24 protein-coding genes are annotated in these 23,654 nt (G+C 69.5%); 15 read left to right on the plus strand and 9 right to left on the minus strand.

What is annotated here, in order from left to right:
• Positions 1 to 50: 50 nt before the first annotated feature.
• Both AB0D74_RS16495 and AB0D74_RS16500 read right to left on the minus strand, forming a co-directional pair.
• Positions 51 to 518 (minus strand): hypothetical protein, encoded by a 468-nt coding sequence (locus AB0D74_RS16495; protein ID WP_362586195.1) that lies wholly within the window; start codon positions 516 to 518, stop codon positions 51 to 53.
• A 28-nt stretch (positions 519 to 546) separates the two neighbouring features.
• Entirely contained in the window at positions 547 to 5,133 is a 4,587-nt protein-coding gene (locus AB0D74_RS16500; protein ID WP_362586197.1) for an RHS repeat-associated core domain-containing protein, read from the minus strand.
• Between the two features lie 372 nt (positions 5,134 to 5,505).
• On the opposite strand from AB0D74_RS16500, the gene AB0D74_RS16505 reads away from it, so the two are divergent.
• From AB0D74_RS16505 to AB0D74_RS16530, 6 genes are all read left to right on the plus strand, one after another.
• On the plus strand, positions 5,506 to 6,168 hold the full coding sequence (locus AB0D74_RS16505) for a hypothetical protein (RefSeq protein ID WP_362586200.1): 663 nt from the start codon (positions 5,506 to 5,508) through the stop codon (positions 6,166 to 6,168).
• A 71-nt stretch (positions 6,169 to 6,239) separates the two neighbouring features.
• Entirely contained in the window at positions 6,240 to 7,202 is a 963-nt protein-coding gene (locus AB0D74_RS16510; protein ID WP_362586844.1) for a hypothetical protein, read from the plus strand.
• 230 nt (positions 7,203 to 7,432) lie between these two features.
• Positions 7,433 to 7,888 carry a hypothetical protein gene (locus AB0D74_RS16515; RefSeq protein ID WP_362586203.1) on the plus strand — a complete coding sequence of 152 codons (456 nt, stop codon included), beginning with the start codon at positions 7,433 to 7,435 and terminating at the stop codon, positions 7,886 to 7,888.
• A gap of 64 nt (positions 7,889 to 7,952) precedes the next feature.
• On the plus strand, positions 7,953 to 8,624 hold the full coding sequence (locus AB0D74_RS16520; RefSeq protein ID WP_362586206.1) for a hypothetical protein: 672 nt from the start codon (positions 7,953 to 7,955) through the stop codon (positions 8,622 to 8,624).
• A complete protein-coding gene (locus AB0D74_RS16525; protein ID WP_362586209.1) occupies positions 8,612 to 9,256 on the plus strand; it encodes a hypothetical protein in 645 nt (214 codons plus the stop codon). The genes AB0D74_RS16520 and AB0D74_RS16525 overlap by 13 nt, the downstream gene beginning before the upstream one ends.
• 337 nt (positions 9,257 to 9,593) lie before the next feature.
• A complete protein-coding gene (locus AB0D74_RS16530) occupies positions 9,594 to 9,809 on the plus strand; it encodes a hypothetical protein (protein ID WP_362586212.1) in 216 nt (71 codons plus the stop codon).
• 22 nt (positions 9,810 to 9,831) lie between these two features.
• Here the strand turns inward: AB0D74_RS16530 and AB0D74_RS16535 are convergent, their stop codons facing one another.
• Genes AB0D74_RS16535 through AB0D74_RS16545 form a run of 3 tightly spaced genes read right to left on the minus strand, consistent with a single transcriptional unit; the run spans position 9,832 to position 11,520 of the window.
• Entirely contained in the window at positions 9,832 to 10,467 is a 636-nt protein-coding gene (locus AB0D74_RS16535; RefSeq protein ID WP_362586214.1) for a hypothetical protein, read from the minus strand.
• A 4-nt stretch (positions 10,468 to 10,471) separates the two neighbouring features.
• Entirely contained in the window at positions 10,472 to 10,657 is a 186-nt protein-coding gene (locus AB0D74_RS16540) for a DUF397 domain-containing protein (RefSeq protein WP_362586216.1), read from the minus strand.
• Positions 10,658 to 10,668: 11 nt separating this feature from the next.
• A complete protein-coding gene (locus AB0D74_RS16545; protein ID WP_362586219.1) occupies positions 10,669 to 11,520 on the minus strand; it encodes a helix-turn-helix transcriptional regulator in 852 nt (283 codons plus the stop codon).
• 220 nt (positions 11,521 to 11,740) lie between these two features.
• Between AB0D74_RS16545 and AB0D74_RS16550 the strand changes: the two genes are divergently transcribed.
• The 3 genes from AB0D74_RS16550 to AB0D74_RS16560 all read left to right on the plus strand — a co-directional run bounded on the left by AB0D74_RS16550 (position 11,741) and on the right by AB0D74_RS16560 (position 12,911).
• Positions 11,741 to 12,220: an ATP-binding protein gene (locus AB0D74_RS16550; RefSeq protein WP_362586221.1), complete on the plus strand. Its 480-nt coding sequence runs from the start codon at positions 11,741 to 11,743 to the stop codon at positions 12,218 to 12,220.
• An 86-nt stretch (positions 12,221 to 12,306) separates the two neighbouring features.
• Positions 12,307 to 12,663, plus strand: a complete 357-nt coding sequence (locus AB0D74_RS16555; protein ID WP_362586224.1) for a hypothetical protein — start codon at positions 12,307 to 12,309, stop codon at positions 12,661 to 12,663.
• Complete coding sequence (locus AB0D74_RS16560; RefSeq protein WP_362586227.1) at positions 12,660 to 12,911, plus strand: hypothetical protein; 252 nt, start codon at positions 12,660 to 12,662, stop codon at positions 12,909 to 12,911. Before AB0D74_RS16555 ends, AB0D74_RS16560 begins: the two co-directional genes overlap by 4 nt.
• Before the next feature lie 34 nt (positions 12,912 to 12,945).
• Here AB0D74_RS16560 and AB0D74_RS16565 read toward each other — a convergent pair whose 3' ends face one another.
• The 3 genes from AB0D74_RS16565 to AB0D74_RS16575 form a co-directional block, all read right to left on the minus strand.
• Positions 12,946 to 14,109 (minus strand): uroporphyrinogen-III synthase, encoded by a 1,164-nt coding sequence (locus AB0D74_RS16565; RefSeq protein ID WP_362586230.1) that lies wholly within the window; start codon positions 14,107 to 14,109, stop codon positions 12,946 to 12,948.
• Between the two features lie 87 nt (positions 14,110 to 14,196).
• Positions 14,197 to 15,564, minus strand: a complete 1,368-nt coding sequence (locus AB0D74_RS16570) for a nitrate/nitrite transporter (protein WP_362586233.1) — start codon at positions 15,562 to 15,564, stop codon at positions 14,197 to 14,199.
• Positions 15,565 to 15,723: 159 nt separating this feature from the next.
• A complete protein-coding gene (locus tag AB0D74_RS16575; protein ID WP_362586236.1) occupies positions 15,724 to 16,623 on the minus strand; it encodes a hypothetical protein in 900 nt (299 codons plus the stop codon).
• Between the two features lie 128 nt (positions 16,624 to 16,751).
• Between AB0D74_RS16575 and AB0D74_RS16580 the strand changes: the two genes are divergently transcribed.
• Both AB0D74_RS16580 and AB0D74_RS16585 read left to right on the plus strand, forming a co-directional pair.
• Entirely contained in the window at positions 16,752 to 17,096 is a 345-nt protein-coding gene (locus tag AB0D74_RS16580) for a hypothetical protein (protein ID WP_362586239.1), read from the plus strand.
• Between the two features lie 237 nt (positions 17,097 to 17,333).
• Positions 17,334 to 18,020, plus strand: coding sequence for a helix-turn-helix transcriptional regulator (locus AB0D74_RS16585; RefSeq protein WP_362586242.1), 687 nt, complete (start codon positions 17,334 to 17,336; stop codon positions 18,018 to 18,020).
• On the opposite strand, the gene AB0D74_RS16590 is transcribed toward AB0D74_RS16585, so the two are convergent.
• Entirely contained in the window at positions 17,971 to 18,507 is a 537-nt protein-coding gene (locus AB0D74_RS16590; protein WP_362586245.1) for a peptidoglycan-binding domain-containing protein, read from the minus strand. The genes AB0D74_RS16585 and AB0D74_RS16590 overlap by 50 nt on opposite strands.
• Positions 18,508 to 18,811: 304 nt before the next feature.
• Between AB0D74_RS16590 and AB0D74_RS16595 the strand changes: the two genes are divergently transcribed.
• The 4 genes from AB0D74_RS16595 (at position 18,812) to AB0D74_RS16610 (ending at position 23,557) form a co-directional block, all read left to right on the plus strand.
• Positions 18,812 to 19,408 carry a CGNR zinc finger domain-containing protein gene (locus AB0D74_RS16595; protein ID WP_362586248.1) on the plus strand — a complete coding sequence of 199 codons (597 nt, stop codon included), beginning with the start codon at positions 18,812 to 18,814 and terminating at the stop codon, positions 19,406 to 19,408.
• Positions 19,409 to 19,802: 394 nt separating this feature from the next.
• Positions 19,803 to 20,324: a sigma-70 family RNA polymerase sigma factor gene (locus AB0D74_RS16600; protein ID WP_010039908.1), complete on the plus strand. Its 522-nt coding sequence runs from the start codon at positions 19,803 to 19,805 to the stop codon at positions 20,322 to 20,324.
• Positions 20,324 to 21,145, plus strand: coding sequence for a zf-HC2 domain-containing protein (locus AB0D74_RS16605; protein ID WP_362586251.1), 822 nt, complete (start codon positions 20,324 to 20,326; stop codon positions 21,143 to 21,145). Before AB0D74_RS16600 ends, AB0D74_RS16605 begins: the two co-directional genes overlap by 1 nt.
• A gap of 180 nt (positions 21,146 to 21,325) precedes the next feature.
• On the plus strand, positions 21,326 to 23,557 hold the full coding sequence (locus AB0D74_RS16610) for a UvrD-helicase domain-containing protein (RefSeq protein ID WP_362586847.1): 2,232 nt from the start codon (positions 21,326 to 21,328) through the stop codon (positions 23,555 to 23,557).
• Positions 23,558 to 23,654: the final 97 nt, after the last annotated feature.

Genomic DNA, 23,654 nt, shown 5'->3' on the forward strand with positions numbered 1-23,654 from the left:
CTTGCGGGCGACCACACGTGACGAACTCACGGAACGAGGCGGCGAAATTCTCAGCCGCGGCGTCGCCGCAGGGCCTGCCAGGCATCGCCGGTCACGTCCTGGATGCGATGCCACCAGTACTCCAGCTTGTTGCGCACGGTCACATACACCCACCGGCGTTTGAACCACGGCGGCAGATCCCGGAACGGTACGAAGGCCAGCGTGTCCTTGATGGCGTGGGTGGCGAAGCCATGCGGCCCCTCCGCGCGCAGCGCTTCGTACAACTCCGGCGTGAGTGCGCCGTTGATCCGGGCCGCATCGCCCGCCGCGGTGAACGCGAACCCCCGCTGGCTCGGATCCGGCATCCGCATCGCCTGCACGATCCGGGGGGAAACCTCTGCCAACGGGCAGTTGAGCGCCAGTCCGATCACCGCCGTCCCGAGGTGGTCCTCTCCACGTGTGAACGCGGCGTCCCATTCCGCGGGATCGTCGAGACCGAGCAGGCCTTCGCCACCCGTCCAATCCCATCCGGATGCCATGTCCACTTCCCTCCTCATCCCTGCGCCTTCACCCGTCACACTTGGGCGGAAGCACCCGCTGCTTCTTGGTGTTGTTGATCATGCCCGCCCTCTTCAGCTTGGTCAGATCGCCCTCGTCGATGCTGCTCGACGGGTACGAGGACTGTACGTGGCCGTGGTAGATCTCCTTGACGATGTTGCCGTCCTTGTCCGTGATCGCCCGGTGCCGGTCCAGGACGACGATCTCGTTGTTCACGTGATCCACGCCGAGGCGCCGGGTGACGTTCGGGTTGTTCGGGTCCAGGTCGATGGACCGGTCGAGTGCGGCCTGGCCGTTGGTGGGGGCGCGGCTGACCTCACCCTTGGCGGACGAACTGCTGCCCGAACCGTGCTTGGTGTACTCGGAATCGTCGTAGACCCGAACCGGCTCGGTGCTGTCGCCTTCCAGACCCAACGGGTCGGTCCAGCGCAGCGGGTTGTCCACATAGGCGTGGTGGTTCGGAGCGGGGACCAGTCCCAGCGGGTCGGGTGAGAGGAACTGCGCGGTGTCCGGGTCGTAGTACCGGGCCAGGTTGTAGTGCAGGCCGGTCTCGGGGTCGCGGTACTGGCCCGGGAAGGCCAGCGGGCACAGGCCGTCGTCGTCGCCGGCCAGGGGCCGTCCCCACAGGCTGGTGGCGGCCCGCCAGGCGATCGTGCCGTCCTCGTCGACGAGTTCGCTGGGCGTCCCCACCGAGTCGGTGACGATCGCGTAGAACCGCCTGCTGACCTCGTCGGCGTCCAGGACGCCGCGTCGCCCCCGCGTCTGGGCCGCCGCCCGGTGGGTACCCGGGTCCCAGTCCCACGTGTCCGTCTCCACCACACCGTCCCGGAGCGCCTGCTGCTCCGCGAGGTTGGCTCCGTCCCAGGTGAAGGCAGTCTCGTCGACGGCCGAGCCGTCCTCGTGCACCCGCCATTTGGCGGTACGCCGGCCGAGGACGTCGTAGCGGTACCGCCATACGCCTCGGTCGGGAGTCGCGGCCTCGACGAGCCGGTCGTCGGCGTCCCAGGCGTAGGTCCAGATCCGCCGCAGCCCGGACAGCGTGCGCCGGATCATGCGGACCACGCGTCCTTGGTCGTCGTGCTCGTACGTGGTACGGCCCGCCGAGGTGACCTTCGTGCCGGAGCGTCCGACCGGGCCTTGCGCGTCCTGTCCCGCGGTTCCGGGATGGTTCGCGGTGGCCAGGTTGCCGAGTTCGTCGTACGCGTAGGTCTCGGTCCAGTTCGCGGCGGACACCCGGGTGACGCGGCCGGCCCGGTCCAGGTCGAATCTCCGGGTGCCGGCCAGCCTGTCGTCGACCGAGGTGAGGTGTCCGTCGCCCCGGTAGGCGTAGGAGCGGGCCTGCAGCACCGTGGTGGCATCGGGGCCGGCCGCACCGGTCGCCGAGTGGATGACCTGTTCCACCAGGCGGTGTCCGGCGTCCCAGGATTGGGTCAGCGAGGCGGCGCCGGCCAGCCCGCGGGTGGTTTCCCGGCCGGCCGCGTCGTGGGTGAAGGTGAGCTCGCCTGCCGCGGTCACGAGTGAGACGGGCAGCCCCACGGAGTCGTAGGACCACTGCGAGGCGGCGCCGGAGGGAGTGGTCCGCCGCACCCTGCGGCCCAGCGCGTCGTACGCGCTGGTGACTGTGCGGCCGTCGACGCTTTCGGTGAGCACCCTGCCCACCGCGTCGTAGCCGAAGGCAACCACGCTTTCCGGGCCCGCGGCCTCGACCAGCCGGCCGGCCCGGTCGTAGCGCAGGGAGACGACGGCGCCGCCGTCCGTGCGGGTCTCCACCACGCGACCGGCGTCGTCACGGGTCATCCGGACCGTCTGTCCGATGCCGTTCCTCCGCTCGGTCTGCCGGCCGGTGGGGTCGTGGGCGTAGGCGAGCGTTCGGCCGTCGAAGTCCGCCTCGCCGACGAGACGGCCGGCCGCGTCGTAGTGGTAGCTCCAGATGCCGCCGAGCGGATTGGTCACGCCGATCAGTCGTAGTTCGGCGTCGTGGGTGAAGCGGTAGCGGGTGCCGTCCGGATCCGTCCTGGCGCTGGGAAGATCGAACGCGCCGTACTCGAAGGCGGTGGTGGCCCCGCCGCGGTCACGGTGCTCGGTGAGGTTGCCCTGTGGGTCGTACGACCACGACTCCCGGCCGCCGTCGGCGTGCTCGCGCCACAGCAGTCGGCCCTCCGGGCTCCATCCCTGGCGGAGGGTCCCGCCGACCGGGTCATCGATCCGGACGACGCGGCCGAAGGCGTTCCGCCGCACGGTGACGGTGCTGCCGCGTGGGTCCACGACCCGGACGGGCAGCCCCGCTTCGTCGGTCTCGAAACGGAAGGTGTTGCCGAGCGCGTCGGTCCGTGCGGTCCGGTGGCCGCGCCCGTCATAGGCGTAGCGGCTCACCGCACCGAGCGGATCGGTGCTGGTGAGCAGGTTGCCTCGGTCGTCGTACGTGCACTCCCAACGCGCTCCGTCGGCCTCCGTGACGGCGACGGGCAGACCTTCGTCGCTGTACGCCACTTCGATGACCGTGCCGTCCGGCCGCTCCATCCGGGTCGGCTGGCCGTGGGCGTCAAGAGTGAGGCCAGTGGTGCGGCCCAGCTGGTCGGTGCGTGCGAGCAGCCGTCCGAAACGGTCCCACTCGGAAAGCTCGGTGTGTCCGAGCGGGTCGGTCACGGAGACCGGTTGGTAGAGCTCGTTGTAGCGGTACGTCGTGGTCTGGCCGAGCGCGTCCGTGTAGCACGTCGCGCGCGCTTCGTCGTCGTACTCCACAGTGCAGGACAGGCTGCCGTCGGCACCCTCGCCCCGGACACAGCGGTCCAGTCCGTCGTAACCGAAGCCGTAGCGGTAGCCGTTGCGGTCGGTCCACGACGTGATGCGTCCGCGGGAGTCGTAGGCGAGGCTCATGGGCAGCTCGCCCGAGTCGTGGACGCCGGTCAGATCGCCGGAGGAGCTGTAGTCGAAGCGGCGCAGGACAGTACCGCCGGGGCCGTCCTCAGGATTGCGCAGGCGCAGCGCGGTGACGCGCCCGGCGTCGGTGTCCACATGGAGGTGTCGACCGCCCGAGTCACGTACGGCCACCGGTGTGCCGTCGGCATCACGGTCGAAGTCGATCCGGTAGCCGTTGCGGTCCGTCATCGCCGTGAGAAGCAGGGTGAACGGCTCGTCGATCGGTCCGGGCCGCTGCGGCGGGGCGAAATGACGGGTGACGTCGGTGAGCGGGTCGGTGATCCGTACCGGGGCGCCTGAAGTGCCGTCCCAGTCCAGTGGCCACCTCGGCCCTTCCGCCGGCAGGACCGAGGCCCCGGGTTGCGGCACGGGATAGACGAGGATCATGCCGTCCTCGGTGGCGAAGACGGCACCCTGGTCGTCCAGTTCCAGGCGTTCGTCGAGCGTGCAGGCCCAGGAGGAACCGAACGAGCGGCCCGCGCGGTAGGTCGACAGGTGGGTGCGCCGCAGGAGCAGGGGCAGCAGCCCGGACAGCTCGACATCGGTCTCGGCCATGTACATCTCGCCGGAGACCATGTCGATGGGGTCGCCGTTCAGGCACCGCCCCTTGCCCGGCTTGCTCTTGGCGAGGACATCCTCGGCTTCTTCGGCCTCCTTGCGCAGCCCCTTTTTGCCCAGGCTCTCCGCCATGGCCTTGAGGCCGCCCTTGAGGAACTTCATCTCCTTCACGCCCTTGGCGAGTTTGCCGAGGCTGGTGATGCCCTTGCCGCCAGGTATGCAGTCCAGCGCCGCAAACGCCACATCCCACAGCGACGCCTGCCCTTTTGAGTATTTGTAGAGCGTGTCCGCGAGTACCACGAGTGCGGCGACGAGGACGATCGCGCCGAGGATGGGCCCGCCGATGATCATCGCGATGATGCCGACGACGGCGACGACGACTTTGCAGACGGTGACGATTGTGTCCCAGTTGTCCTCGAACCAGTGGCCGACGTCCTGCCACCAGTGCCGGTTCGGGATCCCGGCGTCGGAGGCCTCGTCGATCTTCCGCTTCGCCTCCCCCGCCGCGTCGTCGCGCATCTTCCGCGCGTCCTCGGCCATCTTCTTCGCGGCGTCGAGGGCGTTCTGCGCGGTGGTGACGTCCGACTGGGCCTGGGTGTGCGCGGACTTCGCGCTCTGCACGTCCCGGGTGGCGGCCCGCACCTTGCCCTCGTCGGGCTTGTCGGCGTCCGACTTGCCGCCGGTGGGGTCGTCCTTGTACTTGTCCGCTTCCTTCGTCGCCCGGGTGACCCACGAATCGGCGGAGGAGAGCCGGGACTTGGCCGAGGACAGATCGGACTGGGCGTCCTTCGCCTTGGCCAGGGCCTTGTCGGCCAGGGCCTGGGCGCGCTCCAGCTTGGGCCAGTAGTCGGCGAGGGCGTCACCGCACAGCTCGTAGGACTTCTTCAGCTTCTTCGGGACGTCCTTGAACTGCTCCTTGAACACCTCCGCCGACTTGCCCGCCCACTGGAGCAGGGTGTCCTCGCCGGCCATGCCCTTGACCAGGCCGAGCGCGTCGGAGACATCGTCGGCGAAGGAGTGCAGCTGCGTGGCGAGGGTACGGACACGCTGCGGATCGCCGGGGGTCGGGTCCCGGTCGAGGTCGAGTGGATGCCAGTCCGCCGGCCGGTAACCCGCCATGATCCCGCAACCCCCGTCGCGTACGCCCCGTCAACAAACCTGTGCACCCGTGAAGTTACAGGTCCGGGTGGTGCGAGGTGAAGGCGGCTCCGTGATCCAGGCTTGGATGCGTGCCCCTGCGGAACGTGTGGAGCATCCGGCCATCCGGGCGCCCGATCCGGCCAGTAGCCTTTGCGGAGGCCAACCGAGGGTCGCGGCGATGTCACGGGACGGCACCAAAGCTGGTGTGGAGGCGGTGAGTTGCCCGGCTATGGTCTGTCGTGCACGTTTCATCAGGCCGGGTCGCAGCAAATCGCTCTGGTGCGTTCCGGACGGACCTCGATACCGTATTCGCTGCTTCGCAGACCCCAACCGCCCCACCAGGAGCCCACCGTGACCCGCCGTTCCCGCCGCCTGCTCACGACAGCCACCGCCGGTGTGACGGCCGCACTGCTGCTTGCCGGTTGCGGCGGAGGCGGCGGAGACAAGTCCGACTCGAACGGGAAGATCGCGGGGGCGGATACGGGGACGTCGGCTTCGGCTTCACCGAGTGCTTCGGCCTCTGAGGCCGCCGGCCGTCCCAAGATCACACTGCCGGCCGGGGACACCCTCACTTTCACCCCTGAAGAGGACTCCGACCCCGTAAAGGACGCGATCCTCAAGGACAACGCCGAGTTCGTCCGAGCGTTGGACGCGGCCATCGGTGCCCAGAACCCGAGGTTTCCTGCTCTGGAGTACTACACCGAGGGGGAGGGGGCCGCCGCCGCTCAGCAATGGGTCCAGTCCTTCGTGGACGGGGGACTGACGGTCACGGGAACCGTCCGCTATTACGACCGACAGGTCACGGTGGAGTCCAAGACCAAGGCATCGCTGACCTATTGCGGTGACGAGAGCAAGGGCTACAACAAAGTCATCAAGACCGGTGTCGTCAAGAAGACGAAGACCACCAAGAACAGCTATGTCGTGTATGGCGTCCAGGTTGAGAAGAACGCAAAGGGAGTCTGGGAACTCGTGAAGATTGCGTCTACTCGGGGAGCCGACAAGTGCCAGCCGTGACCGGATTCCGCCGAGGAATCGCAGCGATCGCGCTGGCGGCGTCTGTCTGTGTGCTGTCGGCCGCGCCGGCCATGGCCGACCGTCCTGGAGGGGGCGGATCGGTCGGCGGTGGGTCTGGATCGGACACCAATACCTCCGGCGGAGCAGATGGCGACACCATCAACTCGACGGTCGGCGCTGTCGTGTTCGACCGGTCAAAGAACGGATCCGGTACCTCCGTGGGCCCGGTTGCCTCCACTACGTCCTGGACGCCCCCGGCCTGCTGGTACGCCCCCAAGTACAGTCCCGCCGCGCTCCAGGCGTACCTGGAACCGATCTGGGCGGCGGACTCGACGGGGTACGAGTGGGACGCCCAGCAGCGCGACCGCTACGTGAACGGTCATCCCTATAAGGACTTCAACAAGGACAAGGCCGGAAAAGGCTACTGGTGGGATTCGTACGTCAACAAGTCTTTCCCGCCCGGCTGGGACAAGTGCGACGAACCCTATTTCTGGGTGGACACGGGCGATGCCCCGCCCGCTGACATCCCGAACACCATATCCACGAAGATCCTCGGCGAACTCGCCTACAACGAGATCCGTGTCCCCACCAAAGAAGTGAGCCTGAAGCCCGCGGGTACGACCAAGGTCAACCTCGCCACCTGGGCCTGGCTGGACAAGACGACTTTCAAACCGGTGTCGGTCACTGCCAGCGTCCCGCTGCTCGGCCTCTCGGCGACTACCACCGCCGAACCCGTGTCCCTCCGTATCGACCCGGGTACCTCCGACGCGGTCACTTACCCTGCCTCCGGCGTCTGCGAGTTCAACAACGGCAGTATCGGAGAGGAGTACACCGCGGGCGATGCCGGGAGGACGCCGCCTTGTGGGGTGAAGTACCTCCACTCGTCCGGCAGCGGCTCGTACCAGCTCAAGGCGACGGTTACCTGGAAGATCCACTGGACTGGAAGCGACGGCAACGGCGACGACCTCCCCGACGGCACCTTTGGCAGGCCTCAGGACGTCATTGTGCAGGAGATCCAGTCCGTCAACAGGTAAGACCACATCGCCCCAGCAGGAGTTACACAGTGAGCCGTCGGCCCCGTCTGTCCGTACGCACACTCACGGGAGCCGCCGTCGCGCTACTCGTCGGAGGTTGTGGTGGCAGCGGGGGGTCCTCTGCGGGTGCCGACCACGCGGCGGCCGGTACGGGACAGGCCGGCAGCGCGTCCGCATCGCCGAGCGTGTCGGCCGGAACGGACCGTCCCAGGGTCACGTTGCCGTCGGACGTGACGGATGAGTACGTCGGCTGGAAGACGGGCGATGCGGCGAAGGACGCCGTACTCGCGGACGTCGCCGCACGCATCGACTCGACGAACGATGCCATCCTGCGCGGCGACACGAGTGCGCCCGGCCTGTCCTTCTACTACCGGGACAAAGCGTTGAGCGGTGCCGTCGCCTGGATCCAGGCGTATCTGGACGCCGACCTCTCCTTCACGGGCACCACCCGCTACTACGTCCCCAAGGTCACCCTGTCCTCCGGAAAGACCACGGCGACGGTTCTCTACTGCTCCGACGAGAGCAAGGGCTTCAACAAGAACCGTAAGACCGGCAAGGTCGACCGGACGCCCTCGGACCAGAGCCCGTACGTCGCGTACAGCACGCGCGTCGAGAAGAACGACTCAGGCGTGTGGCAGACCACCGCTCTGACCTCGCACCGCGGCGACAAAGCCTGCGTCGGCTAGCCGACGAGCCGTGTGTTCTCGGTACCTCGTGTACCCATTCCAGCCGTCCTACCAGGAGTCATTCGTGAACCCCCGTTCCCGCCTGTCCACGACAGCCGTAGCCGGTCTGACCGCCGTACTCCTCCTCGCGGGCTGCGGCGGGGGCGACGGCGACGACGGAGCGAAGGCCGCGGACAAGACCTCGTTCGCGCCCACGACGACTAGGGCGTCTGCTTCGGCCTCGCCGAGTGTGTCGGCTTCGACATCGTCCGACGGCCGCCCGAAGATCACGTTGCCGTCGGATGTGACCTTGACCTTCGAGGGCGGCCGGACCGGGGATGCGGTGAAGGACGCCGTACTCGCGGACAGTGCGGAAATGACGCGGGCGGTCGACGCCGCCATCGCCGGGACGGATCCCAAGGGCGAGGCGATGGGCTACTACACCACGGGCAAAGCCCTTGAGGCATCGGTGTCCTGGGTCGCCCAGTTCAAGAAGGCCGACGTCACGATCACCGGCGTCGTCCGGTACTACGACCGCAAGGTGACGCTGGAGAGCAAGACGGCGGCGGTCCTCACCTACTGCGGCGACGAGAGCAAGGGCTTCAGCAAGGACAAGAAGACCCACAAGGTCAACAGGACGCCTGTCACCAAGGACAGCTACGTCACGTACAACACCAGGCTCGACAAGAACTCCGACGGCGTCTGGCAGACGTCACAGATCATTTCCACCAGGGGGGCGGCTCAGTGCCAGCCGTAGCGCGGGCAGCCGGCGTCGGTGTGGTGGCGGTGCTGCTTCTTGCCGGATGCGGGGGCGGAGAGTCGAAGTCCGGCGACAGGTTGGCAAGGGCGACAGAGACCACTTCCAAGCCCTCGACTTCGTCTGGTTCCTCGGCGGCAAGCGCGGCTGAACGGCCGGAAATCAAGCTGCCGTCCGATCTGTCCTACGCCTTCGAGTGGCCGAAGACGGGCGACGAGAAGAAGGACGCGGTCCTCGGCGACACCGAGCAGTTCATCAAGGCGGTGGACATGGCGATCGCCGACCAGGACCCCCTCGACAAGGCATACCGCTTTTATTCCGAGGGCACGGCGGCGGCTGGGAGCCAGAAGTTCATTCAGGAGTTCGTGGACTACAAGGATCGGATCACCGGTACGAAGCGCTTCTTCGACGCCAAGGTGAAGATCAACGCGGACGGTACGGCCGGTCTCGTGTACTGCGAAGACCAGACCAAGGCGTACAACAAGAGCCTGACGACCGGGAAGACCGACGTGGACGCGCCTTCCAGCGACAGCTACGTCCTCTATCGCAGTCTGCTTCGGACCGGCGAGCAAGGTGTCTGGATCACCGAGAAGCTGACATCCCAGAGAGGGAGCGCCGAGTGCCGGCCCTGAGTTCACCTGCCTCACGCCCCTCCATCACTGCCACCGGCGGTGCCGTGGCAGCCGTACTGCTGCTCGCGGGATGTGGTGGCGGCGAAGGAGATGCGAAGGCGAGTAGTCAGAGCCCGGACGCGACGCGGTCGGCGTCGGCAACGCCGACTTCCTCGCAGTCAACTGCCCCCAGGCGCCCTGAGATCACGTTTCCCAGTACCGCCAAGAACGTCTTCGAGGACACGAAGACCGGAGACGCGACGAAGGACGCGGTTCTCGCGGACAGCGCACTGAGCGTGAACTCCGTGGACGAGGCGATCCTCACTGGATCGGGGAGACCCGCTTCTTCGACCGCAAGGTGACCCTGTCCAGGGCCGACAAGGCATACGTCACCTATTGCTCCGACGAGAGCAGGTCGTTCATCAAGAACAGGACCACCGGAAAGGTCGACCGGACCCCGACCACTTCGCAGTCCTACGTGCTCTACCACACCGTGCTCGCCAAGAACGCCGACGGCGTCTGGCAGACCAGCGACATCGTTTCGAACAGGGGTGACAAGGCGTGCCAGCCGTGACAACGGCCGCTTGAGAAGGCCGCTACTCGTCGAACCACGCCACCAGCCGTACGTTCCCCTCCCCGTGCACCCCCGCCAGGGTCTCCATCACCGTCCACACCGGCGCCCACGGGCCGTCCTCCGGGACCGCGTCGCGGCGGCGGGCGCGTTCGGCTCGGTAGAGCGTGGTGCCGGTGGTCCACTCCGTGCCTTCGGGGCAGAAGTCGGCCAGGTCGGCCGGGGACGTGGTCAGCGTGTTGATGCCGCTCGCCCGGGCGAAGCCTCTGCTCCAGTCGTGGCGGTGGATCAGGCGGAGGGTGCCGTCCGGGGTGCGGTGGTAGCGGGTGATGTGGGTGGTGCGGGGGATTGCCGGTTCCGACCAGTCGATCGCCCTCGCCTCCGGCCAGGTGAGCCAGGTCTCCGCGAATGCGGAGGGTGCCCAGATGGCGTGTTCCTCGCGGACCTCGGGGGAGGTGTCCGGCGGCAGGCCTCGGTTCGCCGCCACCGGGTGCCACGTGGCGTCGAAGTCGCGTACGCCGAAGAGGCAGGCGAAGCCGTCGTAGTCCCTCGGCATCCCCAGCATCGGCAGGTTGATCGCCGGGGACCACGCCGTCTCGTCGTGGTTCAGGCCCTCCCGCCAGGTCCGGCACTCGATCCAGCCGTGGATGTCCGTTCCCATGCGGTCATCGTGGGTGTGGCTGTGCCACGCCGGAGACGAAGTGGGCCCAGGCGGCGGGCGCGACGGTGAGGTGGGGGCCCGTGGTGTGCTTCGAGTCGCGGATGCGGATGGTCGAGGGGACGCTGGCCACCTCGACGCAGTTGGAAGCGTCACCGCTGTAGGTGGACTTCTGCCAAGTGGGTTCGGGCATGGCGGGATTCCTCAGAGTTCCTGGGTGATGCGGTGGATGAGGTCTCGGGACGCTTGAGGGCTGAGCCCACTCGCCTCCATGTGGTCGACCACTGATCGGTACTTGGTCAATTGCGCCTCCCCGTCCAGGAATTCGCAACCGTGGTGGGTGTCCAGCTGGACCGTGTCGAGTTGCGGCACCGCCCCCGCGACATAGTCGATGCCTTGGCCTGTGCCGTGAAAACTCGCTTCACCGAAGGGGATGACCCGGACGGTGATGTGGGCGAGTTCGCTCATGGCGACAAGGTGCTTGAGCTGAGCGGCGGCCACGTCTCGGCCGCCGAAACCCATTCTGAGCGCCGCCTCGTGAATGGTCGCCGTGTAGGGGGTGGGATCCTCTCCGTGGAGGATGCCCTGGCGCTTGATGCGGTGAGTGAGGCGGTGTTCGATCTCGTACTGCCGGAGCGGGGGAAAGACCGTACGGAAGAGGGCGCGTGCGTGGTCCGTCGTCTGCAGCAGGGCCGGGACATGGATGGCCAGGGCGACGCGCAACTCGGTCGCGTAGTGCTCCAGTTCGGCCAGGTCGATGAACCCGGCGGGCAGATGATCCCGGTACTCGCCCCACCAGCCGCGTTTGCGCCCGCCGGTCATCGCGGCGAGGGCTTCGACCAGAGCAGGGTTGGCGCAACTGTACGTACGGGCAATGCTGCGTACGCGGTCGGCGCTCACGGCATAGCGGCCCGATTCGATATTGCTGATCTGCGCCTGTTTGAGGCCGAGCAGACCTGCGGCTGCGGTGGATGTGAGCCCGGAGTGCTCCCTGAGCTTGCGCAGCTCGGCGCCGAGACGTTGTTGGCGCAAGGTGGGGGTGGAGCTGGGCGGCACTGAGCCCTCTCTCGTCATCGCGTTACCCGTGAGTCACTCACAAGAGGCAAATGTCAGAGCTTTCCCTCAATTGATGTCAATTATTACATCGCGACGCTCTATGGTGATTCTGCGTCGCCCAACTCCCCGCCCGTAGGCCGGAAGCGCACCCCTGTGGCACAGCCACCGCCCGGCGCGGTAGTTGAGCGAACCCGAGTCCCGTCTCTCGTCGGAGGCCCTCGTGAACACCGTATCCCTGCCCGACACCTGGACGTACGCCCTTCGCCTGCCCCATGATCCGCGCGCGGCACGCGTCGCACGCATGACCGTACGGGCGGCACTCAGTGGTCATGGCAGGCACGAAGTTCTGGACACCGCCGAGCTGCTGACCTCCGAGATGGTCACCAATGCCTACCGGCACGCGAACGGCCCCGCCTCACTGCGGTTGACCGCCCTGCCCGGCGGCCGGCTGCGGGTCGGGGTCTGGGACAGCCACCCGCGAATCCCCGCCCCGTTCGGTGCACCACCCGGGGACCGCGTCCCGCTCACCCCGGCGGATGCCGAGAACGGGCGCGGGCTGCACCTCGTGCAGGCGTACGCGGACTCGTGGGGCGGCTGGGCCGTCGGCGACGGCGGTCCGCTGGACCGCGGTGCCGGGAAGCTGTTGTGGTTCGAGGTGGGGTCCCGGGGACCCGAAGGAACGCGGAAGGCCGTCGCATGATGTGGCAGGTGCGCCGTGAGACCCCACCGTTGTCCGTGGTGCCCAGTACGGTGGGGGAAGGAAGCGAAGGACAGAGGAGCCGCCGCATGACCACACACCCCGACCATGGTCATGAGCTGATTCCGCGCCCCGAGCCGACGCCGGACGCGGTTCGGGTCGCGCTGGCACGCATCGCCCCGCACCGGCTGTCCGAGATGGAACAGCAGAAGGAGCAGGCGCTTGCAGCCGCGCTCCAGGACGGCAGGATCGGCCACCTCCGGCACTGGCTGGCCTACTGGCAGGCACAGGTGGAGATCGAACGACGGCCCGATCTCCATTCCCGGCACCAGGCCGCCCTCGCGGCCGTACATGCCACCGACAGCCGTGATGACCCCGGCTTCCGGGCGGCGACGGCGGAGCTGCGCGCTGTCGAGGCCGAGGCTCAACAGGCGGTGGCCGGGTGACCTGGAGGTGGGAGTACGACCCGGCCGAGGAGCACGTTGTCGGCGGCTCGCCGCCTGCTCTTGTCGCCGAGATCGAGAAAAGAGCAGACGAGCTGGTCCGGGCCGCGTCCGCCTTCTATCTCGACGGCGCCTCCTACCAGGAGGCCGGGCCCAAAGGGAACGTCGCGCACGTCCCTGGCGGGTTCTTCCTCTATCTGGTTGTCCCGCGGCACGAGTGTCTCTACATCCACCAGGTGACCTACCTGTGAAAAGGGCAGGCCGGTTGGCGCTTCCGGCTGTCCCTTACGTGTCCGCGTACTTCGCGTCCGCCGCCGGGTCCAGTGCCAGCCGGTAGCCGCGCTTGACGACGGTCTGGATCAGCTTCGGCGCGCCCAGGGCCGTACGGAGGCGGGCCATCGCCGTCTCCACCGCGTGCTCGTCGCGGCCCGCGCCCGGCAGGGCCCGGAGCAGTTCGGCGCGGGCCACCACCCAGCCCGGCCGCCGGGACAGCGCCCGCAGCAGGGACATCCCGGCCGGCGGTACCGGCTTCAGCGCTCCGTCGACGAGGACCGCGTGCCCGCGGATCTCGACGCGGTGCCCGGCGATCGGCAACGCCCGGGCCCGCGAGGGCAGTTCCTGGCAGAGCAGCTGGACGAGGGGCCCGAGCCGGAAGCGTTCCGGCTGGACGGTGTCGACGCCGAGGGCCTGGAGCGGCAGCGCCGTCACCGGGCCGACGCAGGCGGGGACGACGTCGTGGCCGAGGGCGGCCAGCAGGTCGCCGAGCAGCCCGCGGTGCTCGGCGCGGGAGACGAGGGACGCCGCGGCGGGCGCGCTGGTGAAGGTGATCGCGTCGACCGAGCGGGAGACGACGGCGTCCAGCAGCCGGTCCACCGGGCCCAGGTCCTCCGGCGGCATCCACCGGTACACCGGCACCGGCACCACCTCCGCGCCGGCCGCCCGCAACGACTCCACGAACCCCGGCAGCGGCTCCCCGTGCAGCTGCACGGCGATCCGGCGGCCCTCGACGCCCTCCTCCAGGAGCCGGTCGAGCACCTCGGCCATGGACTCGGAGGACGGCGACCACTCCTCGGTCAGCCCGGCGGCCCGGATGGCCCCCTTGACCTTGGGTCCGCGGGCGAGCAGCTCGACGTTGCGCAGCCTCTGCAGCAGCTGCTCGCCGAAACCCCATCCGTCCGCGGCCTCGACCCACCCCCGGAACCCGATCGCGGTGGTCGCCACGACGATGTCCGGCGCCTGGTCGATGATCTCCTTGGTGGCGCCGAGCAGTTCCCCGTCGTCCGCGAGCGGCACGATGCGCAGGGCAGGGGCGTGCAGCACGACGGCACCGCGCCGCTGCAGCAGTGCCCCGAGCTCGTCGGCGCGGCGCGCGGCCGTGACCCCCACGGTGAACCCCGCGAGAGGGCCGTGCGGACCGGGCTCCGGCCGCTGCTGCTGTTCCTCGTCCATGCTGCTCTCCTAGCTGCCCCGCATGCCGAACGAGCCTGTCAACGGTGCGTGACAGGCTCGGTTCGGGTTCATGTCACCAGTGTTACGTCACACCTCGGCGTAGCTGAGCTGCGCCTTTGCCTCGGTGGCGGTCGCGGACCGCCGCTGCGCGGCCGGCCGGCGAAGGTATACGGCCCAGGTCACCGCGAAGCACAGGCCGTAGAAGACCAGGAAGGCGACGAAGGCGCCGGTGCCCGAACCGTAGGAGAGGTACGACTGCCGGAAGGCGAGGTTGATGCCGACGCCGCCGAGCGCGCCGACCGCGCCGATGAGCCCCATGGAGGCCCCGGACAGCCGCCTCCCGTAGGCGGCTGCTTCGTCGCCCTCCAGCCCCTTGGCGAGAGCCTTGGCCTGGAAGATTCCGGGGATCATCTTGTACGTCGACCCGTTGCCGAGCCCGCTGAGCGCGAACAGTACGACGAAGACCGTGACGAACATGGGCAGCGACTTCTGCATGCTGGCGACGACGAGGAGGGCGGTGGCGGCGGCCATGCCGATGTAGTTCCAGAGGGTGATCCGCGCCCCGCCGTACCGGTCGGCGAGCCAGCCGCCGACGGGCCGGATCAGGGAGCCGAGCAGCGGGCCGATGAAGGTGAGGTAGGCGGCCTGCAGCGGGGTCCGCCCGAACTGCACCTGGAGCACCTGCCCGAAGGCGAAGGCGTACCCGATGAACGACCCGAACGTCCCGACGTAGAGGAAGGACATGATCCAGGTGTGGCCGTCCTTGGCGGCGTCGATCGCGGCGCCGGTGTCGTTCTTCACGGTGGCGAGGTTGTCCATGAAGAGGGCGGCGAGGACGGCGGCGACGACGATCAGCGGGATGTAGATCCCGAGCAGCACCCGCGGCCCGCCGCTCGCCCCGATGATCGCGAGGGCGACCAGCTGGATCACGGGCACGCCGATGTTTCCGCCGCCGGCGTTGAGCCCGAGCGCCCACCCCTTCTTCCTCATCGGGAAGAAGGCGTTGATGTTGGTCATGCTGCTGGCGAAGTTCCCGCCGCCGATACCGGCCAGCAGCCCCACCAGCAGGAACGTGTCGAACGACGTCCCCGGCTTCATCACCGTGAACGCGGCGACGGTCGGGACGAGGAGGAGGGCCGCGGAGACGATCGTCCAGTTCCGGCCGCCGAAGACCGCCACGGCGAAGGTGTACGGCACCCGCACGACCGCGCCGACCAGCGTGACCATCGAGGTCAGCAGGAACTTGTCGGCCGGGGTGAGCCCGTACTCCGGCCCCATGAACAGCACCAGCACGGACCACATGGTCCAGATCGAGAACCCGATGTGCTCGGAGAGGACGGAAAACACCAGGTTCCGCCGGGCGACCTTCTCACCGGTCGCGTTCCAGAACGCCTCGTCCTCCGGATCCCACTCCTGGATCCAGCGACTACGTGAAGTAGGGGCTGGGGCTGTCATGACGCCTCCACGGTGCTCCGCGTGCTCGGTCTGCTACGAGTGACTAGGCCACGAAGGTAGGCAGGCGTCGTTTCCGCACTGTGGCTGTGGGTGACCGGAAGGGAACGTTGCTCTCACCCTGGGGGGAGGGCGGGTGAGAGGTCGCCGCCGGGCGGCGGGTCAGGGGGTGGGGTACGGCGGCTGCGGGGGCTGCTGGTGGTAGGGGCCGGGGGCGTAGGGGCCGGTGGGCTGCTGGGGCGGGGAGTAGGGACCCGGGGCGTAGGGAGCAGGGGGCTGCTGACCGTAACCGGGGGCGGCGGGAGGCCGGCCGCCGTAAGGGCCGTAACCGCTCTGGCCGCTCTGGCCGCCGTACGGGCCGTAGGGGCCGGACTGCTGCGGAGGCTGGTACAGGGGCTGCTGGTACTGGGGCTGCTGCATGGGGCCCTGTTGCATGGGGTGCATGGGGTGCATGGGGTGCATGGGTACGGGTGTGCCGGGCGGCAGGTATCGCACCCGCCCTCCCTCGCCTGTCACCGGCACGAACCCGGCGGCCTGGAGTCGCTGCGCGAACTTGGCGTTGCGCCCGCGCGTGACGAAGAACCCGAGCCCCATGACCGCCATCAGGAGCACCCATACGACACCGGAGACGAGAAAGACGCCGTTGCTCCCACCCGCGCGCGCCGCGGCCAGCACCAGCCCGAGGGTGATACCACCGGCCCCGAGCAGCAACCGCTTCTCGGTGTTCTTCCCGGTGAGGTCGAACTGGATCCGGGCCTTGAGCAGTTCGACGGCATCGGGCACGAGCGGCGGCAGCGACACCCCGTCCCCGGCATTCGGGTACTGCGCCCAGTTCTGCGCGGCCCGCGCCCGTCCCTGGGGGCTGTGATCCGGCACGATCAGGAGCTTGAGCACGTTGTTGCGGGAGCCGGTGTGGCGGGCGTCGGCGTACTCGTACCCGAACTGCTGGGCGAAGAAGGCGAGCCGCGCGAGCTTCTTCACGGAGGCCCAGGCGTTGGTGAGCTCGACGGGCTCGCCGCCGGCCATCAGTTGGAACATCTTCCGTACCTGCCGCGCGCTCATCGCATCCGCTCCCCGTCGGTCGAGCCACTCGTTTCACTTCTGCAACCCAGGAAGTGTTCCATGGGACATGCCGTGAGGGGATGGCCACCGAGCGGATCGATCCGAGCGGGCTCAGGAGGGCAAGGGGTTTGGACGAGAGAACGCGGGGCGACGGCTTCGTCGCTGCGAACAGCCCTTCCTGGTACGGCGTCCGATGCGTCTTCCGGCACCGCGCTCTCGGTGTGTACGAGGAGCGGGTCACGCTGTGGACCGCCGGTTCGCCGGACGAGGCGATCGACCGTGCCGAGGCCGAGGCGGCCGAGTACTGCGAAGCGCTCGACGAGGTCGAGTACGCGGGCTTCGCCGAGGCGTTCCGTGCCGACGGGGTGCCGGGGGAGGGGGCCGAGGTGTTCTCCCTCATGCGGGAGAGCGGGCTGCCGCCGGGGGAGTACGTACGGCGGTTCTTCGCCACGGGCGATGAGCGGACCGGCTGACCGGCGTACGACGTTCTGGGGAGCCGGTTCCGGCAGCGGGCCGTAGGAGGCGGCTCGTGGTCCGTCACTTCGGTCCGTTCCTTCCCGGGCACGCCGGGCCGTCCCGTGCGACCGCGCGCGGGCCACGGGTCGTGCCCCGCTCCGCGGGTGTGCGCTCTGCCGGATCCCGGCCGGCGGGCGGCACGCTGGCGCCGGACCCACGGCACACGCGGGCCGGGACGGGGACGGGGACGGAACATGACACGCTGGCAGCCCTTGCCGGCCGCGTTGCCGCGCGAGGCCCGGCACCTGGTCGAGCAACTGCGGGTCCTCAAGGGCCGTACCGGCCTCAGCCTTGCCGGACTGGCCCGGCGTACCGCGTACAGCAAGTCGTCCTGGCAGCGTTACCTGAACGGCGACCGACTGCCACCGCGGGCAGCCGCGCAGGTGCTGTGCCGGCTGGCCGGCGGGGACCAGCCGCGGCTCCTGGCGCTGTGGGAGCTGGCCGAACAGGCATGGCCGCAGGGCGTGGCATGGCCGCAGGGTGGAGCCACGTCCGGACCGGCGGGGGGCAAAGGCACCTCCGGACCGGCGGGCGGAGCCACAGTCGGAGCGGCGGGCGAGCCCGGCGAGCCCGGTGAGTCGGCCGGGCCGCTCAAGTCATCCAGGTCACCTACGTCATCCGAGCCGACCGAGCCGATCAAGTCGACCAAGTCGACCAAGTCGACCAAGTCGGCTAATCCACCCGGGTCGCCCAAGTCCCCCGCAGGACAGCGGCGATGGCGGATCGCCGCGCTCGTCGCGTCCGGCCTCGCCGCGGTGCTGGCCGCGGGGCTGCTGTGGGCGCTGCCCCGCAGGGCGGGCGACGGTGGCGTCGCCCGCCCCGGGGGTTCGCTCAGCCGCGCTGGTCGTAGTACGCGATCTTCCAGGAACCGGTGCCCTTGATCCGCACCCGGTACTTGCTGCTGATCCGCTTGAGCGTGGCGTTGTGCGCGGTGCCGTGGAACGTGACGGCGCTGCCCGCGGTCGGGCCGGTCAGCCGCTGCTGGGCGAAGGTCCAGCTCTGCTCGGTGACCACGCCGTCGTTGTCGGACAGGCCGAAGTGCTCCTGCCACCACTGGGTGGCCGACTCGGTCTCCGGGCCGAACGAGCCGTCGATCTTGCTCTTCTCGAACGGGTGTGAGTCGCCGTCGTCGTCCTGGTACTGGGCGCCGTCCGCCCACAGGACGGTCTCCCACAGGGCCGTGGCGTTGCTCTGGGCGTAGTCGTCGACGCCGAGGTTCTCCTCGTCCTGCCAGTCGTCGGTGACGGCGCCGCCGCCGTCGATGCCGTGGTACGGCGCGGCGGCGCTCGCGGCCGGCGCCAGGGCCAGGCCACCGGCGCCCAGCAGTACGGCCGACGCCATCGCGACGACCCGGGTGCGCATGCTCATGAACGTGTCCCTTCTGAACCGCCGTCCCTCACGGGTCCCCCCTGGGGCGGCTCGCTGTGCGTTCGCAGGACACAGGGTCACGGTCCGGAGCAGGGGGTGGCGAGGCCCGCCGGGGTATCCGGACCGAACGGGGACGGCCCGGGCGCCGGGCACCGGTGTCCCCGCCCGGAGCGGGGTCGTACGGAACCGCACGGAACCACCGGACGCGAACGGAACACCGGTACGAGGACTTCCGGCCGCCCGCCGCACCGGGCACTGTGAACAGAACGGTTCCCCTGTCCTAGGCGTAGGCGGTGACAGGCACATGGCACTGGGTACGGCCGCGTCCGCGTACGAGCTGCGCTTCGACGCCGGGCGGATCTGTCTCGATCTGCTCGCGACCACGCATCCCGGCGAACGGCTCGACGGGCTCGAACCGTTGCGGGCCTGGATCACCGGATCCGGACTCGTCCCGCCGGGCACCCCGCTGGCCCACGCCGACGCGGGCTGGCTCGTCGGCTTCCGCGAACTGCGGGGACATGTGGGGCAGTTGGTGCGCGGTCGGCACGCCCCGGGGGTCCGGCCGTACGACCTCGCGCTCGCCCGCGTCAACGACCTCGCCGGCGCCGCCGCGCCCCCGGCCCCGCGCGCCGTACCCGACGAGGACGGCCTCCTGGTGCGGGAGTTGGCCAGGCCGCCGGGCAGCGCGGCGCTGCTGGCCGCCGTCGCCCGGGACACCGTGGAGCTGCTCACCGACCCCGTCGCGCGGGCCGCGATCCGGGAGTGCGAGGGCGACAACTGCCCGCTGGTGTACCTGGACACCTCCCGGGGACGCAGACGCCGCTGGTGTTCCAGCGAGGTCTGCGGGAACCGTGAACGGGTGGCCCGGCACCGGCGCCGCGCCGCCCTCGCCCGCGCGTGAGCGTTCGCGCGCGTTCGTGAGCGTCCGTGAACGCGCGTGACCGCCGTCACTCGGCGCGCCAACTCCCGTCCCATTCGCGGCTTCTGCCGGATCTTCATCGAAGCTCCGTGAAAGTGATTTCGACAACACTCCGTTTGGTGACGGGTGAGTACGGGCAGCCCGACCGCTCTCGACGTTGTGTCGGAAATGTAAAGATCACGCGGTGGGAATGTGGGGTCATGTCCCGCTCGTCATGTCAGCTCGCGGAAAAATGTGGGGTCTTGTTGAACACACCGCGAGCCACTTCCGTACCGGTGGGGGAGCGACCGACTGGGGGAACCCCCGGACACCGGAGGTGGGCGTGCGCAAGGATGCGGCCGTGGCCAATGAACGTGGATCGAGGGCCCGACATCGCATGTCCCAGCCCTCGGAGCCCGATGAGGAGCTGATGCGTGCCCTCTACCGAGAGCACGCCGGACCTCTCCTTGCGTATGTCCTTCGGCTGGTCGCCGGTGATCGGCAACGCGCCGAGGACGTCGTGCAAGAGACACTCATCCGTGCCTGGAAGAACGCCGGCCAGCTCAATCGAGCGACCGGATCTGTACGCCCCTGGCTGGTGACGGTCGCTCGCCGCATCGTCATCGACGGTCACCGCAGCCGGCAGGCCCGGCCGCAGGAGGTCGATCCGTCGCCGCTGGAGGTCATCCCCGCGGAGGACGAGATCGACAAGGCGCTGTGGCTGATGACGCTGTCTGACGCGCTCGACGACCTGACCCCGGCCCACCGGGAGGTGCTCGTCGAGACGTACTTCAAGGGGCGTACCGTCAACGAGGCGGCCGAAACGCTGGGTATACCCAGCGGCACCGTGCGTTCGCGGGTGTTCTATGCCCTCAGGTCGATGAAGCTGGCTCTGGAGGAGCGGGGGGTGACGGCGTGATGAGTGTGTACGGGGGACACGGCGGGTTCGGCACAGGTGGTTCGGGTATGTCTGGTGCTATGCAGGAATCTCCGGTGCCCAATGAGCACGAGACTGTCGGCGCGTATGCGCTCGGGATTCTCGACGACGCCGAGGCAACCGCTTTCGAGGTCCATCTGGCCGGGTGCGAATGGTGCGCCCAGCAGCTCGACGAGCTGGCCGGGATGGAGCCGATGCTGGCGGCCCTGGCGGATCTGCCGGGCTCCGGATCCACCCCGTCCATCGGGGAGTCGCTGTCCGCGAAGCCCAGCCCGCGGATGGTCGAGAAACTCGTCGTCGAGGTCTCCGAGAAGCGCAAGGTCCGCAGCAGGAGGAACGTCTTCGCACTGGCCGCCTCCGTCGTGCTGATCGCCGGCGGCACCGCGGCCGGCGTGGCGCTGAGCGGCAGCTCGGACAGCGGCACCGCGGACATGGCCATGGGGCCCGCCCAGGCGGCCTTCCAGACCATGAGCGACAAGAAGACGGCCACGGACCCGACGACCCACGTCACCGCGACCGTCGCCGTCGAGAAGAAGGACTGGGGCACCCACGCGGTCCTCCAGCTCAAGAACGTCACCGGCCCGAAGAAGTGCTCGCTGATCGCCGTCGGCAAGAACGGCGAACGCGAGACGGTGACCTCCTGGTCCGTCCCGACCTGGGGTTACGGCATCACCGACGCCAAGACGGAGAAGGCCAAGGAGCCCCTCTACGTGCACGGCGGGGCCGCCTTCACCCCCAACCAGATCGACCACTTCGAGGTCATGACCTTCGACGGCAAGAAGCTCGTCTCGGTCAGCGCGTAGCTTCAGCGGGCCCCCTTCGCGTACGGTTGACGGCTGCCCAGCACGTCAGAAGGGGGCCCGGTGGCCGCTCAGGCTCAGCAATCCGCGGTCGGCTCTCACGGCTCGGATCGGGATTCCGCACAGGAGTCCGTCCCGGATGTACTCCGGGACGGGGTCCAGGACTCCGTCCGAGACCGTGAGATCAGCGTCGAACAGGTACACCTCGACCGGGTGTACCGCCGTCTCGAGGAGAAGATCCACGAGGCGGAGTTCCTGATGAACGACGCGGCCAAGCGCGGTCAGGTAGGGACACCCGGTGCGCTCGCCGAACGCGACGCGCAGGTCTTCCGGGCAGGCGTCCACCTGAACCGGCTCAACAACGAGTTCGAGGACTTCCTCTTCGGCCGGATCGACCTGCTGCCGGGGAAGGACGGCAAGAAAGGGCCCGACGGCGCCTACACCGCCGTGGAGCCCGCCGAGGGCGCGGTCCGCGGCGACAACACCGCCGACATCGCCGAGACCCTGCACATCGGCCGCATCGGCGTCCTCGACCAGGACTACGCCCCCCTGGTCATCGACTGGCGGGCCCCGGCCGCGGCCCCCTTCTACAGGTCCACTCCGGTGGATCCCGGGCGTGTCGTACGACGCCGGGTGATCCGTTCCAGGGGCCGCCGGGTGCTCGGGGTCGAGGACGACCTGATGCGCCCCGAGCTGACCGCCTTCCTCGACGGCGACACGCTGCCCGTCATCGGCGACGGCGCCCTGATGGCCGCCCTCGGCCAGGCCCGCAGCCACACCATGCGGGACATCGTCGCCTCCATCCAGGCCGAGCAGGACCTGGTCATCCGCGCCCCCGCCGCCTCGGTCACGTATGTCGAGGGCGGCCCGGGGACCGGGAAGACGGCCGTCGCCCTGCACCGGGCCGCGTACCTGCTGTACCAGGACCGGCGGCGTTACGCGGGCGGCATCCTGATCGTCTCCCCGACCCCGCTGCTCGTCGCGTACACCGAGGGCGTGCTCCCGTCGCTCGGCGAGGAGGGCCAGGTCGCCATCCGCGCCATCGGCTCCCTCGTCGACGGCGCCGAGGCCACGCTCTACGACACGCCGGCCACCGCCCGCGCCAAGGGTTCCTCCCGGATGCTCCGGGTGCTGCGCAAGGCCGCCCGCGGCGCCCTGGAGCTGAACGACTCACCGGCCCGGCTCAGGGTCGTCGCCTTCAACCGCCGCCTGGAGCTGGAGGCCGAGGACCTCGACCGGATCAGACACAACGCGCTCGGCGGCACCGCCCCGGTCAACCTGCTGCGCCCCCGCGCCCGCAAGCTGCTCCTCGACGCCCTGTGGGCCCGCTCCGGCGCGGCCGGCCGGCACACCGACCCGGAGCTCGCCGCCGAGCTGCGCTCCTCCTTCGACGAGGACCTGCTCACCGAGGACTCCTTCATCGAGTTCCTCGACGCCTGGTGGCCCGAGCTGACCCCGCAGGCCGTCCTCACGGCGATGGCCGACGAGCGACGCCTCGGCCGCTGGGCCCGCCGCGTCCTCAACCCGGGCGAGGTCCGCCGGGTGGCCCGCTCCCTGAAGCGGGACGGCCGCACCGTCCACGACATCGCCATGCTGGACGAGCTCCAGGCCGTCCTCGGCACCCCCGCCCGCCCCCGCAAGAAGCGCGAGGCGGACCCGCTGGACCAGCTCACCGGCCTGGAGGAGCTGATGCCGGTGCGCGAGGAGTCGCAGCGCGAGCGCGCCGAGCGGCTCGCCCAGGAACGGGTCGAGTACGCCCACGTCATCGTCGACGAGGCGCAGGACCTCACCCCGATGCAGTGGCGGATGGTCGGCCGCCGCGGCCGGCACGCCACCTGGACGGTCGTCGGCGACCCGGCCCAGTCCTCCTGGTCCGACCCCGACGAGGCCGCCGAGGCCCGCGACGAGGCCCTGGGCACGCGCCCGCGCCGCCGTTTCGAGCTCACGGTCAACTACCGCAACCCGTCCGAGATCGCCGACCTCGCGGCCAAGGTCCTGGCCCTCGCCATGCCCGGCGCCAAGTCCCCCTCGGCCGTCCGCTCCACCGGCGTCGAGCCCCGCTTCCGTGTCGTCCGCGACGCGATGGAGAAGACCGTGCGCGCCGAGGCCGAACGCCTCCTCGACCTGGTCGACGGCACCGTCGGCGTGGTCGTCGCCATGGACCGGCGCGCCGAGGCCGCCCGCTGGCTGGCCGGGCTCGGCGACCGGGTGGTGGCCCTCGGCAGCCTGGAGGCCAAGGGCCTGGAGTACGACGCCACGGTCGTCGTCTCGCCCGCCGAGATCGCCGACGAGTCCCCGGCCGGGCTGCGCGTGCTGTACGTGGCCCTCACCCGGGCGACGCAGCAGCTGACGGTGGTCTCCGGCGAGCGGGACGTGCCGGACGCGGCGGGGGTGCCGGACCTGCTCAGGGACTGACGGGAGGCCTGCCCCGCACGGCCCGGGGCAGGCCCGTTCGGCTGGTTCCGCCGGGGTTTTCCTGTGAAGTCCCCGGACGGGAATGGCCGCGCGGGAT

The sequence above is a fragment of the Streptomyces sp. NPDC048278 genome (assembly GCF_040652195.1).
Classification (GTDB): domain Bacteria; phylum Actinomycetota; class Actinomycetes; order Streptomycetales; family Streptomycetaceae; genus Streptomyces.

Coding starts and splice junctions, on each gene's coding strand:
- AB0D74_RS16495 (WP_362586195.1), bottom strand. CDS start 518: ATGGCATCCGGATGGGATTGGACGGGTGGCGAAGGCCTGCTCGGTCTC.
- AB0D74_RS16500 (WP_362586197.1), bottom strand. CDS start 5,133: ATGGCGGGTTACCGGCCGGCGGACTGGCATCCACTCGACCTCGACCGG.
- AB0D74_RS16510 (WP_362586844.1), top strand. CDS start 6,240: ATGGCCGACCGTCCTGGAGGGGGCGGATCGGTCGGCGGTGGGTCTGGA.
- AB0D74_RS16535 (WP_362586214.1), bottom strand. CDS start 10,467: ATGGGAACGGACATCCACGGCTGGATCGAGTGCCGGACCTGGCGGGAG.
- AB0D74_RS16540 (WP_362586216.1), bottom strand. CDS start 10,657: ATGCCCGAACCCACTTGGCAGAAGTCCACCTACAGCGGTGACGCTTCC.
- AB0D74_RS16555 (WP_362586224.1), top strand. CDS start 12,307: ATGACCACACACCCCGACCATGGTCATGAGCTGATTCCGCGCCCCGAG.
- AB0D74_RS16565 (WP_362586230.1), bottom strand. CDS start 14,109: ATGGACGAGGAACAGCAGCAGCGGCCGGAGCCCGGTCCGCACGGCCCT.
- AB0D74_RS16570 (WP_362586233.1), bottom strand. CDS start 15,564: ATGACAGCCCCAGCCCCTACTTCACGTAGTCGCTGGATCCAGGAGTGG.
- AB0D74_RS16575 (WP_362586236.1), bottom strand. CDS start 16,623: ATGAGCGCGCGGCAGGTACGGAAGATGTTCCAACTGATGGCCGGCGGC.
- AB0D74_RS16585 (WP_362586242.1), top strand. CDS start 17,334: ATGACACGCTGGCAGCCCTTGCCGGCCGCGTTGCCGCGCGAGGCCCGG.
- AB0D74_RS16590 (WP_362586245.1), bottom strand. CDS start 18,507: ATGAGCATGCGCACCCGGGTCGTCGCGATGGCGTCGGCCGTACTGCTG.
- AB0D74_RS16595 (WP_362586248.1), top strand. CDS start 18,812: ATGGCACTGGGTACGGCCGCGTCCGCGTACGAGCTGCGCTTCGACGCC.
- AB0D74_RS16600 (WP_010039908.1), top strand. CDS start 19,803: ATGTCCCAGCCCTCGGAGCCCGATGAGGAGCTGATGCGTGCCCTCTAC.
- AB0D74_RS16605 (WP_362586251.1), top strand. CDS start 20,324: ATGAGTGTGTACGGGGGACACGGCGGGTTCGGCACAGGTGGTTCGGGT.